General features: G+C 45.4%; 8 protein-coding genes. All 8 read left to right on the top strand.

Annotated features, from left to right (window positions below; all coding sequences use genetic code 11):
- The first annotated feature begins 9 nt into the window (after window positions 1–9).
- The 8 genes from AB4Z45_RS24305 (at window position 10) to AB4Z45_RS24270 (ending at window position 14,641) form a co-directional block, all read left to right on the top strand.
- Window positions 10–963, top strand: coding sequence for a zinc-dependent alcohol dehydrogenase (locus AB4Z45_RS24305; RefSeq protein WP_441912187.1), 954 nt, complete (start codon window positions 10–12; stop codon window positions 961–963).
- Window positions 964–994: 31 nt separating this feature from the next.
- Window positions 995–1,987, top strand: coding sequence for a zinc-binding dehydrogenase (locus AB4Z45_RS24300; protein WP_441912185.1), 993 nt, complete (start codon window positions 995–997; stop codon window positions 1,985–1,987).
- Between the two features lie 4 nt (window positions 1,988–1,991).
- A complete protein-coding gene (locus AB4Z45_RS24295; RefSeq protein WP_441912183.1) occupies window positions 1,992–3,038 on the top strand; it encodes a dienelactone hydrolase family protein in 1,047 nt (348 codons plus the stop codon).
- A 102-nt stretch (window positions 3,039–3,140) separates the two neighbouring features.
- Complete coding sequence (locus tag AB4Z45_RS24290; RefSeq protein WP_441912181.1) at window positions 3,141–8,246, top strand: S-layer homology domain-containing protein; 5,106 nt, start codon at window positions 3,141–3,143, stop codon at window positions 8,244–8,246.
- 419 nt (window positions 8,247–8,665) lie between these two features.
- A complete protein-coding gene (locus AB4Z45_RS24285) occupies window positions 8,666–9,646 on the top strand; it encodes an ABC transporter permease (protein ID WP_441912179.1) in 981 nt (326 codons plus the stop codon).
- A gap of 100 nt (window positions 9,647–9,746) precedes the next feature.
- Window positions 9,747–10,553, top strand: coding sequence for a carbohydrate ABC transporter permease (locus AB4Z45_RS24280; RefSeq protein ID WP_083681751.1), 807 nt, complete (start codon window positions 9,747–9,749; stop codon window positions 10,551–10,553).
- A 79-nt stretch (window positions 10,554–10,632) separates the two neighbouring features.
- On the top strand, window positions 10,633–12,246 hold the full coding sequence (locus tag AB4Z45_RS24275; RefSeq protein WP_441912178.1) for an extracellular solute-binding protein: 1,614 nt from the start codon (window positions 10,633–10,635) through the stop codon (window positions 12,244–12,246).
- A gap of 52 nt (window positions 12,247–12,298) precedes the next feature.
- Window positions 12,299–14,641: a helix-turn-helix domain-containing protein gene (locus tag AB4Z45_RS24270; protein ID WP_441912177.1), complete on the top strand. Its 2,343-nt coding sequence runs from the start codon at window positions 12,299–12,301 to the stop codon at window positions 14,639–14,641.
- Window positions 14,642–14,648 lie beyond the last annotated feature (7 nt).

The raw sequence follows: 14,648 nt of genomic DNA, 5'->3' as shown, positions 1-14,648 counted from the left end.
TGCTGTCCTATGAAAGCTTTGCAAATTACAGGAGCGAATACGTATACCATTTTAGACCATGATATTCCGCAGCCCCATGATGATCAGGTATTAGTCGAAATAACGATGGTGTCGACTTGTCCGCGCTGGGATATGAATATGATGGCTGGCCGCAATATGTTTAATTATAATGAATCTCCCGATTACCCATTACCCCCGGGGTTTCCAGGACATGAGCTGGCTGGTGTAGTCAAATCGGTGGGAAAAAGCGTGCGTACGCTGAATGTGGGGGACCGTGTGGCTGCCCTTGAGCATTTGGATGGTAATGGGGCTTATGCGCAGTATTTATGCTTCCGTGAAGAGGAGCTCATCAAACTGCCAGATCACATCTCTGATAAACAAGCAGTATCGCTTGAACTATTGAAATGTGTAGTAATTGGAATCATGCAATTTGGCGATCTGCGGGGCAAATCTATCGTCGTGTCCGGTCTTGGACCTGCGGGAATGCTGGCCATTCAGGTGGCGCACCTATGGGGGGCTTCACGTGTTATCGGAGTAGATATTAATGAAACGCGAGTACGGCAGGTTCGTGAGCTTGGGCTTGGCGAGACTTGCCTTGTCGATGAGCTGCAGGGTCAGCAATTCGATTTAGGCTACGATTGTGTCGGGGCGGCCGCTTCTGTGCAAAATCTGATTGAGTACGTAGATGAACATATCGTTATATTTGGCGTTCTTCGCGGAGAAGTGAAGTATCCGGAGCGTCTGTGGTACAAGGGAATGAAGCTGGAATCTTATAAATACCGCAATGTTGGTCCAAGGGATCATGAGCTGCTGATCGACCTGGTGGGGAATAAGAAATTAAACATGGAATGTCTGCAAACTCATCATTGTACGTTTGATCGGTATCAAGAAGCCGTTGATTTATTAAATAAGCAGGAAGCGATTAAGGTATATTTTTATCCGCAAACCGATTTCGATATTTAAGTCCAATATACAAGGCGGAGGGGATCTGGCAATGAAAGGCTATGGTGTTGTATTCGTTGATAAAGGCAAGGTTGAATATCAAGAGGTAACCGTTCCTGAGCTAGAGAGTCGTGATATCGTCATCGACGTGGAGCATTCTTGGATTAGTATTGGAACGGAATCTTCCTTCCTTAAGGGCGAACGAATTGCGGGAGAAGTCCCTTACATAGAAGGTGATACTTTGCCTTTTCCACAGATCAACGGCTATCAAAAGGTCGGTAAAATTAGAGCGTTGGGTGATCAGGTGGAGGGCTTTCAAGCAGGTGAGCGCGTATTTGCCACGGTAAGCAAAGTAAAGGGGATGGCATTCAACGAGGGAGGCCATGTCAGCCCAGCAGTAACGGATGTTACCCAAGTATGGAAAATTCCAGACGGGATGAGAGCTGTGGCGTTTGCGGGACTTGTGCTTACGCAAGTTGGCTATAATTGCGGCTCTCGACCACCGGTGAAGGAAGGGGATCAGGCTATCGTCATTGGCGACGGTCTTGTCGGCCAATGGGCAGCTCAAACCTTAATCCACAGGGGGGCAAAGGTTACCGTGCTGGGTCGACATGAGGATCGGTTAGCGCTTCTTCCGGATGAAGCAGTCGCGATGAACACTTCCAAGAACGATGTAAGCGAGCAGCTTGCTTCGCTGTATCCCGATCTCTCCATTATTGTTGATACGGTAGGCTCGCTCACGGCGGTCTACCAATGTCTTCCCTACCTGCGTCATAACGGACATCTGGTTTCAGCGGGGTTCCTAGGGACGGATGGCAGAATTGATATCCAATCTCTACGGGAGAAGGAAGTTACTCTTCACAATCCCTCGGGCTGGGATAATCAAAGAATGAATGAGACGATTCGCGGGATAGAAGAGGGCTGGCTGCAGACAGAAACACTCATTACGCATCAGTTTCCGGCGGATCAAGCAGTAGAAGCATGGAATCTCATCCTGGATAAAAATCAACCCTGTTTGGGTGTGGTTTTGAACTGGGGTGAGTGATTCTATGGACGACTTATATGTAGAAGCTCCAAATATCGGCAACCGGTATCGTGAGGAACAAAAGCTTGAATACGAGCTCTTCATCGAGCGTATGCGTGCAGCCGGGGATCAGAATCGGGCGGAGTTCTTCCGTCCGGACACCTCATCGATAGATGCATATGAAGCGGAGCTAGAACTCTATCGAGAGAAATTCAAAGCGATGCTAGGGTGGCCGCTGAGTGATCCCGCACTCGATTCATCCATACCTAATGCTCGGGTTGAATTTGTTGCCCAGGATCGTTTAAGCAAAATTTATAGGGTTATCGTTGAAGGGGGATATGGTCTGACGACGTATGGCCTGTTATTCTTGCCGCTGTCGGAGGGGCCGTTTCCTCTCGTGATCTCACAGCATGGAGGAGCAGGTACGCCGGAGTTATGTTCCGGTTTCTATGGTCCTACGAATTATCATGATATGACGCGGAGAGTACTCCAAAGGAGCATCGCTGTATTTGCGCCACAGCTTCTGCTCTGGAAGGAAGGGGAATATGGTTCTCCGTATGACAGACTGTCTATCGATAGACAATTAAAGCAGGTAGGCAGCTCGATTGCTGCGGTGGAAATTTATAAAATTCAGCGGAGCCTTGATTATTTATTATCACGGGATGATATCGCCGCTGACCAAGTCGGTATGATCGGTTTATCTTATGGCGGGTTTTATACCCTCTTTACAGCAGCAGCGGATACTCGTATTAAGGCAGTGTACTCATCCTGTTTTTTCAACGATCGCTTTAAGTATGATTGGTCTGATTTTACCTGGTTTAATGCTGGCAATACGTTTCTAGACGCAGAAGTAGCTGGATTAATTTGTCCGCGATTTCTGCATATTGAGGTGGGCAAAAAGGATGAGCTGTTCCACTATGCGCATGCGCGTAAAGAGCTGGACAAACTAGCTGAGCTTTATGGGCAGTTGAATATCATGCACCGATTGTCGAGAGAAGTATTTGATGGAGCTCATGAACTGGACATAAACGATAGAGCAATGGAGTGGTTCTGCCAAGCGGTCCGAATGTGAAATATTCCCCCTGCGACTTTCGAATACTCCATTTACCATATTGAGTCGACATCATATCATCATTAATGTAAGCGCTTTAATAAAAGGAGAGGGGTTTTAATCATGAGGAGCAAGAGGTTTAAAGCTTTAAAGAAGGGGATGACATGGACGATTGTCTTCCTCTTATTATTTTCAAGCTTACCGGTTATATCGAATGGGGCAGCATCTGACGAGAACACTTTAAGGGATGGTACCTCAGAGGCAGATGCTTACTTGTGGACAGAAGGGGAAGACTATTTATCTGTTTCTCCAGGGGGATATTATCGGAACGATGAATCGCAAGCAAGCGGAGGAAAGTTCCTCGCCTTGCATACGAATACGCCAGGCACATCTGCGACTGCAGAGTATGAAGTAGATATCCCTGAAACAGGAAACTACGATATATGGGTGCTGGCGACCGGCATGAGTCTTTGGATGTCTGCGTATAGCTGGAAGCTGGACGAGGGCTCGTATAATGCACCTCCCGTAGTTACGGAAGGGGCGATCTTCGTTTCAGAGGGCATGCCCTTTTATTGGCATAAACTAGATAGTACCGAGCTGACTCAAGGACAGCATAATCTAGTATTTTTAACGAACACTCCTCGGCAAGGGGCAAACGATAGTTTATATAATCAAGGGATCGATGCCATTGCCATCGTACCTGATGACTGGGAATGGCAGCCGAATGGTTTGAATAAACCGGCAGCTCCCGTTATACCTGAACAGCCAGTGGAAGAAGGTTACTCATGGACAGAAGGAGAAAATGCTGATTCAGTACAGGGAGGTTATCATGGAACGGCTGATTCACTGGCAAGCGGTGGTACCTATCTCTTACTGCAAACCAATACGCCAGCTACCGCGGCAACTGCGGAGTATCAAGTGGATATACCTCAAACAGGAAGCTACGACATCTGGGTGCTAGCAACCGGCATAAGCATTTGGATGTCCCCTTGGAGCTGGAAGCTGGACGAAGGTTCCAATGCAACCCCGCCTGTTATGACGGAGGGTTCCATATTTGTGGCTGAAGGTATGCCCTTTTACTGGCATAAATTAAGCAGCGCAGAGCTGAGCAAAGGACAGCATAACCTAGCGTTTTTAACCAATACGCCAAGGCAAGGAGCAAGTGATGGTTTGTACAATCAAGGCATCGATGCAATCGCCGTCGTACCAGTCGGTTGGGAATGGCAGCCAAATGGTTTAACTAAACCTTTTGATAAGGCAGCCGTTAAATATGAATACGTAACAGGTACGCTAGATAAAACGTTGGCGAATCATGAAGAGCAAGTAAAAGTTACAGTCACGAACAAAGCCATAGCGCGAGTCAATGCAACCTTAAGCTTCTTCGTTGAATTAGTTTATGAGGGAGAAGTCGTAACCCGGGCGGTTAAGGAGTTTAATAAAACAGCTTGGGCGGCTGGTGAGGAGCATACGGAAACGATTCAGTTAACGGTCCCGTTTAATGCTCCAAAAGGAAAAAATGAAATCCGTACCGGTATTGTGGATAGTCATTATACTAATGCAGCTGATGGAGAGAAATCGCTTAAAGTAGGCAATTTGAATATCGAACAAGAAGATGCGAACACTGCTGTACCTGTGTTAGGAGCAACGATCACTAACTTGCAGCTGCAGCCGACCCAGACAAGTGCTAGATCATTTTCCGGGGCTGTTGCTTATCGACTGAATCAAGCCATAGATTTCGATACGACAGCATATCTAAGCTTTTATAAAGGCGATGTCCTTTGGTATGTTGCCGAGCTTGCTGCTGTGAATACTTCCGGGCTCCAAGCTAATGTTGAAGCAAAGGAACAGTTTAGCTTTAAGTTGCCGGAAGGAATGCCTGCTGACAGCTATACCGTGGAATGGGGCCTCCACAAATTGAAAGCAGAGCAGGTGACAGCAGGACAAGTTGAAGTAAACGTCGCTGCGTCCAATACGAATTACAAGCCCTTAACGCACGGTACTTTTACCGATGGAAAGCTGGGGCAATCTCATTTCTGGTATGCTAACCAATCGCATACGATGATTTGGGATGGCAAACCGTTCGTGCCGATCGGCGGTATGTTTACTTCGGATTATTTGCTCTTTTACTCCAAAACAGATGCTGCAGCCAATAAAGTCAACTGGGATAAGGATGTAGAAGTGCTGCAATATATGAAGGCACATGGCGCAATGGATATGTATATCAATACGGCTGTCATGGAGGTTCCGGCATGGGCATGGCAGAAAATGCTGGATTACTTAGACCAGGAAGGCTTTACTTACGGCCTGCAAGTTCAAGGAGCCCAAGGGTTGACCCTTTCCGCTTATATGCCAAGAGCGTATGAAGGAGCGGGTGTATTAAAGAAAGAGAATATCGTGAACAGCGGAGAAGTGACCTTAACGGTACCAACATCTCAAATCTCAGGCTATGAGGATGCTATATCAGCGCTGTATGTGGTCATGAATCCGGCTACGGGTGAAGTTATTCAATCCGGTGAAGAGAATATTCGGAAGGTGGGTTCCACTACACTTGAGCTTTACGCAGATGTTGTTCTTCCGAGTGCGAATAGTACGTCCTATACGGTTTATTTTACCCCTAAGGTTAAGTATTCTGGCCATACTTTGAGGAACATCTGGGATGCTGGAGATTCAATTATTAATAGTATGGTAGACACGCTTGGCAAGGTGACCTTGGGCCCCAATTTTAGACTGTTTGTTGATCCTGTTACGAACGAATCAGGAATATACAACAGCGACGAGGGTTACCTGTTCGACTCTCCCATATACAGTGCTCAATTTGTGGATTGGTTAAAGCAGAAATACGCCACATTGGATGCTCTAAATGAGGCTTGGAAAATGAGCAGTCCCATTGAATCTTATGAAACGGCGGCGCGTTTAGTGCCCATAGTTCGGGGAGAAGGATCGGCTGTGTGGAACAACCAATTGTATTTAGTTGACAAGGGTAACCCGGGTTCCACGTATGCGGCGGATGCTTATCACGGCATTTTATGGGATGATTTTGTCGATTTCAGAGAGGGCTCATATAACGATTATTTAATGAAATTTGCAGATGCGATAAATAGTGTCGTTGACGTGCCCGTCGTGTTCAAACACGCTGGAACCACAAGGAAATACTTTATTAATGACAAGCAGACTGGAGGGTTCGCGGGCGTTGGGGGAGAAATTTACGGCGATACGGAATACTTGGTGAGAGAACGATCCGGGTATACCTTTTCGCTAATCGAACAATCGGCACAAACCTTATGGTTTTTAACGACGGAAACGCAGCTGGACGAAAATATGGAACGTAAATATCAATCCGGCGAGAAGGGCTATCCGGACAAAGAAACGATGTTTAATCATTTTGATTCGGTATTGGAGGCAGGGAGCAAAGGCATCTATGATTTTCTCTTTAATTGCGATTACTTTACATCATGCCAAGAATCTTACGCTTATTATACAGCGAAACCGATCCAGTTCGATTGGCTCAAAGAATACAAGGATGCGATTCTAGCTCCTGATTCTCTAGCACATATTGAAACTTATCTACCAGAAGTTTATTACGTATATCCTGCTGGAGAGACATGGTGGATGCTGAATAGACGGAATGTCGTGCTCCCAGGTAATGATTATCGGGGCGGAGCCACGCTTCAAACCTTCGATAATAAATGGGTTGTGCCTACTTTTGATCCCAATACAGCTACGAATGTCTTAGTCGTCAGCTTGGAGGACGATCCAGCGACAACGCTCTACGGCGAAGCTCTTTTGGCACAGGGAAGCTTAAAGGCTGGCAAACGAAATACCGTCTATATGGGCTACCGCAAAAACCTAGGAGCGTTGCCAGAGATTGATGCCTATTTTACGAATGAATTTACGGTATTGGAGAATGGAACAACGGTACAGGTACTTAATCCAAATGCGACAAGTACGACACAGGTGCTTTATAGTTCGGCGGATGGCAAGGCTTGGGGAATTAGGGATGGAAAGCTTTGGGTTATTACGGATCCGAATTGGATTCAGAGCTTTAATGGGAATGAACCCAAAGGGCAAATCAAATATTTAGATCAATTAGACTTTTCGACAGACAGCAGTAATGGCGGTAATAATGGTTCTAGCGGAAGCAATGGAAATACGGCTAGAAGCATAGTGTCAGTAGAAAATGGTAAAGCGATAGTAAAGCTAGGCAATAACCTATCTGTCGTATCGATTCCATTAGCGCAAATTGGAGATCATCCTTTATCCGTAGTGGCGGGTTCGGTAATTGTTACTGTTGATCGAGAACTGCTTACTGCTTGGAAAGGACAGATCAATAATGAGGCAGGGGCAGCAATTGAAGTCGAGGTTAAGCCAGTGACAGAATCGGGAGACATTCGGACTGCCTCCCAAAATGCAGCTGCACAAATAACGATTGCAGGTCAGGTATATGAAATTAGCATGAAGTTAAAAAAGACAGACGGCAGCGTGGTCGAAGTTAAAGGGGAAAARGGCGGTGTAGAGATTACTTTACCCTATGATGCCAATGGTGTTGATGAGGAGCTTCTCGGGATTTACTACTATAACGAGCTGACTAAGGTTTGGGAGTATGTAGGTGGGAAGGTAAACAGCAGTACCAAAACATTAACAGTTAAACTTCAGCATTTGAGCAAATATGCAGTTTTGGAATTCAAAAAGACGTTTAGCGATATGCTCACTACTCATTGGGCTTCAAGAACGATTCAAGTGTTGTCGGCAAAGCATATTGTGAACGGTGTGAATGATTCCATGTTCAAGCCTTCAGGCAATACGACACGTGCGGAATTTGTTTCTCTCTTAGTTCGTGCTTTAAACCTCGAAGCCTCTCAGGATGAGCAGATGTTTAAGGATGTAAAAGAGGATGCATGGTATGCAGCAAGCGTGCAAGCCGCTGTGAAAGCGGGCTTTGTTTCTGGCATCAGTCTCGATTTATTTGCTCCTAATGCGCCTATAACGCGTGCGGAGATGACCGTACTAGTCGCAAGGGCACTCGGACTCAAGAAGGATACAAATATGAATGTCGAGTTTGCTGATGCCAAGGACATACCTATTTGGGCAATGCCTTCTGTGGCAGCACTAAATGAAGCGGGCCTCGTGCAGGGAAAAGGGAATAATATGTTCCATCCGAGATCTAATGCTACGAGAGCAGAGGCAGCACAGTTCATTCTAATAATAATTAATCATTTGAGTAAGTCTTAATGAAGTGATCGACTATATAAAAGGATTAATAAATACGAGCGAATTTTTCAAATCATAAAATGTGGGCAAAGTTTATAGTTGAAACAAAAAGATCACCTAATACGGGTGATCTTTTTTTATTATTAGCGAGATGTTGTTCATATGAAAACCTTGTAGGCAACAATTTCAAGCGCTTCACAAGCTTGCCTCTCTAACTTCGACTTTGTATTCCGAAATCCCAGATCTCAAGTAAATAAAGGGATTTCAGCCGATAGATAATGAAAAAGGGATAGCATCACAAAAATGGAAGGTGCGCTTTCAGAGTGAAGGAATAGCAGCACAAAAAGTGGAGATTTCCGCATTCAGCTGTACATGTTACGTTAAGTTGGCAAGGCGTTGCTGAACAGAATGATAACATGCCAAAAGAAAGGGGGATTACTTTGAAGCAACATTCGCAGTCAGCGGATCTAGCTCCCATGCCTAAAATGCCCAAAGCAGGAGCAGGCTCGAGATGGATAAGATCCATGCGGAAGGAATTAAAACGCAATCGATTTCTTTATATGCTGCTAGTGCCAGTAGCCATCTATTTATTGCTATTTAAATATGCACCGATGGCTGGGGAAATCATTGCTTTCAAAAATTATCGATTATCCGATGGGATTTGGGGAAGCTCTTGGGTAGGGTTCCAGCAGTTTGAAAAGTTGTTTGCCAGTCGCGAGTTTTATATCGTATTAAAAAATACGCTGCTGCTTAACCTGTACAGCTTGCTCTTTGCGTTTCCTGCTCCGATTCTGCTAGCAATCATGCTCAATGAAGTTCGGGTGGAGTGGTACAAACGAACATTGCAAAACTTGCTGTACATTCCTCATTTTATTTCGTGGATCGTCCTCGGAAGCATCATTATTGCACTGTTATCGCCATCTACAGGCATAGTGAATTATTTATTGAAGGCATTTGGAATAGAGCCAATCTATTTTATGGCAGATAAGCTATGGTGGCCGGTGACGTTCATTGTGTCGGGCATTTGGAAAGAAGCTGGATTTGGGACGATTCTTTATTTAGCTGCGATGGCCTCAATTGATCCAACGTTGTATGAAGCGGCCAAAATTGACGGCGCCAATAAAATAAGACAGATCTGGCATGTGACACTGCCAGGCATTCGCAGTACGATTGCGATTCTTCTTATTTTGCAAGTAGGCAAAATGATGGACGTTGGTTTCGAGCAGGTCTATGCACTGCGGAATCCGGCAGTAACGAGTGTGGCCGAGGTTATCAGTACCTTCGTGTACACAAGGGGGATTGTCAACCTGCAGTACAGTTACACAACCGCATTAGGCTTATTCCAATCACTGATTGCGCTCATTCTTATTGTGTCGGTGAACCGAATCATTAAGGCGCTGGGAGAACGAGGATTGTGGTAAGGGATGAAAGGAGTGATGCAACCTGAAGCTTGGAAAACAAAGCGTTTTTTCGGTCATATTTCGCTGGCTTAACTACATCTTGCTGGCGCTGCTTGCCTACATGGCGTTGTTTCCGTTTATTAACGTGATTGCTGTATCATTCAGCAGCAGCAGGGCAATCAATGCGGCAGAAATTTTCATGTGGCCTGTTGATTTCAATGTGGAAGCTTATCTAAAGCTGCTAAAAGACGGCCAATTAATCGTAGCGATGAAGAACACCATCATCATTACGGTCATCGGCACCGCGTTGAATATGATTTTTACGATCATTGCTGCCTATCCGCTCTCTAAAGCAAGATTAAAAGGCAGAAATGTCATGCTGATGGCTATTTTATTTACGATGCTGTTCAGCGGCGGATTGATTCCTAATTTTCTGCTTATCAATAGCATTGGACTTACCAATACGTATTGGGCACTTTGGCTGCCAGCACTTATAAGCGCTTACAATATGTTCGTAATGAAGTCGTTTCTGGAAGGGCTGCCTGACGAGATGGAAGAATCCGCTGCGATTGACGGTGCCGGTGATTTCACTATTTTATGGCGAATCATACTGCCTCTCTCCAAACCGGTCATCGCTGCATTAACATTGTTCTATGCCGTGGGCTGGTGGAACTCCTATATGAATGTCTTAATTTACATTCGAAGTACGGATAAAGTGTCATTGATGGTGAAGCTGTACCAGATGATCGATTTGGTAAGTCCAGAACTGCTGCGCGGAAGCGGTGAAGGTGTGTCGCAAATCTCGATTACACCGGAAGGCATTCGGGCTGCAGCAGTCGTGTTTGCTATCGTGCCGATTCTGTGTGTGTATCCATTTTTGCAAAAGCATTTTATTAAAGGCGTGCTGCTTGGTTCGATTAAAGGATAATGTACGGCATGAGCTGAATATCAAGGGTGCCAAGTATGCACATTTTGATATAAAAAAATTATTTTGTAGGAGGTCAAGTATGAAACAGAGGAGAATACAAAAAGGAAAAATGTTGCTTATGCTGGTTATGATCATGGCACTCTTGGCAACGGCGTGTTCCAACAGTGGGGAAAACAGCAGCTCTACGAGTACAACAAACAAGGCCACTGACAAACCTGCCAACGAGTCCTCTACAGGCGAGAAAGACCCCTATGATGGGATGCCTAAGAAGGTCAGCATTTCCACGTTTGATAGAGGAGCAGTGTCAAGCGATGAGGGTACCTATGAGGAAAATCGCTGGGTAAAATGGATTCGCGAGGAATCGGGTATTGATGTAACGATCGTACCTGTACCGCGTAACCAAGCACAGGATGCGCTTAACGTATTGATTGCATCGAAACAAGCGCCGGACCTGCTGTGGGAATATGACAGGACATATATTGGCAAGCTGGTCACCCAAGGAGTTATTCAACCGATCGGTGATTATATTGAGAAATACAGCACGACCTACAAAAAATATTTGGAAGAAAATCCGGATTTGCTGCCCTATATTACTTTCAATGGAGAAGTTTATGCGGCAGTGACGAAACGTGCGATTACCGGCATTGTAAACCATGGCATGTGGATAAGACAGGATTGGCTTGACGAATTGAAGCTTGAGAGGCCGACGACAGTGGAAGAGCTTGTTGCTGTAGCCAAAGCGATGAAAGAACGCTACCCAGACAGCACGCCAATAGTCGGTCATACGACATTCGATATTTACTCTGCTCTATATGCGGCAATGAACAATCAATGGTATGTGGAAGATGGGAAAATGGTATATGGTGCAACCCTTGATCGTTTTGGTGAAACGATTGAACTGGAGAAGCAGCTGTATGATTTGGGACTTGTTGATCGTGAATATTTAACGGATAGCAACAATCAGCGTGCAACCCAGTTGTGGACAACAGGTAAAGCTGGAATCTATATGGGGCAATGGGGAAGCGGCAATATGGATATTATGACGAAGGATCTGCTCATCAATGTGCCGGATGCAAAACCAGAGCCACTCGAGGCTGTAGCTACTTCGCATGGCAAATATGGTACGTATCAAGAAGCATCGCCGCTATTTTACGTCGCTTTCAATAAGGATATGAAAAACCCGAAGGCTGCGATGGAGTATTTGGACTGGATTTTGGAGAAGGGCTGGTTCACACTCGTGAATGGTGAGGAAGGCGTGCACTATGAGAAGGCAGGTGACGTTGCAAAGCGTCTGGATCCAGACAAATTTACAAAAGAAGTGATTTATGCAGGCGAATACGCGGTATTGCGTGACGAGAGCGGCTTTAAAGCTGAGAATTTGCTTGTTCAAGCTGCCAGCGATGATTTGTCACAGCGCATTGCTAAGCTTGATATGGAATCGCTCGATATTGCGTTGAAAAATGAGTTCCGCCGCGATATTCCATATCAGCCAAGCTTTGATGAAATTAATGAAATCCGTTCAACACTGGATACCTTCATTAAGGAAACACGTGCTAATGCCGTAACCCAAGGAGACAAATATACAGGTCAATGGGCACTGGACCAGATTCGCAAGGAATGGAAACGCCTTGGCGGTGAAAAAGCAGAAGAGATTGCCCAGAAGTGGTATGAAGACAATAAAGCCAGCTTCTAGATTCTTTTAGATAGCATTTGCGCGATAAGACAAAAATGAAGGAGGAACAGATATGAAGCTCGTACAAAATCGGCGGCTTGTAAAAGCGGTTGCAGTACTATCGATGCTGCTGTTCTTCCTCGTTTTTTCTTCTGCATTTTTGACGTACTCCGTATTCAACCGACAGCTGGAGCGGCAGTTGACCAGTACGAACATGGAACTGCTAGGACAGCTGGATCAGAAGCTGGAGCTGTCACTTAAGCATATTGATAAATCGGCAATTCAGCTGCTGAAGACGTCTGAGGTGGGACGGTTCTTCAATGATGAGCTGACCGATTTGGAGAGTAAGAACAATGCTTTCCGCGTATCCACTCTAATTACGAATGCGATTAATAGTATTGATTATCTCTTTTCCATCGATCTTTATTCCTATGGCACGCAGCGGCTCGTTTCAGGAAATGTATTGACTGAACAGGATTATAAGCTGGATTTTTCATGGATTCCAGAATTTCAGCAGTATGATGGATACTTCAATTGGATGTCGACTCGCAAGGTACAGCTTAATCATTCGCAATATCCGGTATACCGCAATGTTGTAACGCTGGTACGCTCTTATCCGCTTATTCATTCGTCAGGTACGCGGGAAGGTGCGATCGCCGTAAATATTAAGGAGGATCTGCTGTACGGCTTGATACGCAATACGGCTGCGATGGATAAAGGACAGACCTTTATTATGGATAGTGAAGGCATCGTGGTGCTGCATGCAGACCAGAGCAAGCTGGGCAAGGACATTAGTGAATTTCCGTATATTAACCAAATATTGAATGCCTCGGAAACGAGCGGCCATTTTTCTGAGCAGGTTGAAAGGACAGCATCTTCCGTTTTTTATGTGAAGTCAGACTATACGGGATGGAATATTGTTCGGGTAGTGCCAGAAGCGCAGTTTCTAAAGCCGCTTTATGCCATTCGCAATGGCCTGCTTATTCTTGCCATTGTATTGTTTGTGGTGGCGACGGCATCGGCAGCGATGGTAGGCCGCTGGATTTTCAAGCCAGTTAATCGTTTTATTCAGGCGATGACTCGGCATTTGACAATCCATCCGAAGGAAGGAACAACACGGAAATATACGGATGAATTTCAATATTTCGAATCGACGGTACAGCATATTTTACAAGATCGGGAAGAGCTGCATAAGCAGGTGATTGAGAGCAAGCCGCTTATCAAATGGCAGCTGCTCACTGAATTGCTTTCTGAGAAACGCAAAAATATTGCAGTGCTGCAGCCTTATATGGATATGCTTGGCATTAGTTTGTATCTAGAGCATTATGTCGTCATGAGCATTGAATTTGACAACAAGCATGAAATTGCTTCGCCGCGGGATTTGCAGCTTTATGCCTATGCGCTCTGCAATGTAGCAGAGGAGCTGATGAATGCGGAGAGCCGCGGCATTGCAGTGGAAGTGAGCATTGGCAAATGCGCTGTCATTATGAGCTTCGGTGATCAAGATGATCCGCAGCGCCATATGATGCGGGCGGTCGCAGTAGCTGATTTAATGAAGGATTTCGCTCAGGAGTATTTTAACCGCACGATTACGATTGGCATCGGAGATATTGTTGAAACGGTCAACGAAATTCATCGCTCCTATAAGCAATCGCTTGAGGCGCTGAGCTATAAGCTCGTAATGGGGAGCAATTCGATTATTACGAAAGAGGATGTGTTCAGTGAGCAATCCCCGCAATTTTACCGATTATTTGCGATGACAGATGGGATTGTCGCTTCGGTTAAGGTGTCAGATACAGACAAGATGAAGCTGCAAGTACACAGATGGTTCGAATCGTTCACCGAGCATGTCGTGCCGCCGGAAATGATTATGCAGCTGATTGTACAATGCCTGATGAAGGCCGCGACAGCCACTGTTGAAATTGGCGTTGACCCCGAGGGGATTTTGCCGGAGCAGTACATGGTTGAAATGTTGAACCAGTATGAGCAGCTGCACCATCTTGAGGCCTTTACGATACAATCACTCTCGAGCTTCATCGAACGAATTAAGGAAAAGCGAAGCAGCAGAGAACGAAATGATGTCATTGACAATGTGATGCTCTATATTCAAAAACATTATATGCGCAGCGACCTGTCGCTTAATTTGCTCGCGAGCGAATTTCATTTGAGCGTATCTCATCTCAGCAAGCTGTTTAAAGAACAGCAGGAATGCAATTTTATCGATTATTTGATGGAGACGCGCATGAACAAGGCCAAGCAGCTGCTGAAGGATACAGAAGAGAAAATACGCGATATTGCGGAGGGTGTAGGCTATACAAATGTGAATAGCTTTGTGAGATTATTCAAGAAAATAACAGGGCTAACGCCTACGGAATTCAGAGAGCGGGCGCGGAGAGAACAAGATGGAGAGGTTTGAAATATAG

Origin of the sequence: Paenibacillus sp. MCAF9, assembly GCF_052114265.1 — a bacterium.
GTDB lineage: Bacteria > Bacillota > Bacilli > Paenibacillales > Paenibacillaceae > Pristimantibacillus.
The sequence above is the reverse complement of the archived record's forward strand: the minus strand, read 5'-3'. Positions and strand labels throughout refer to the sequence as shown.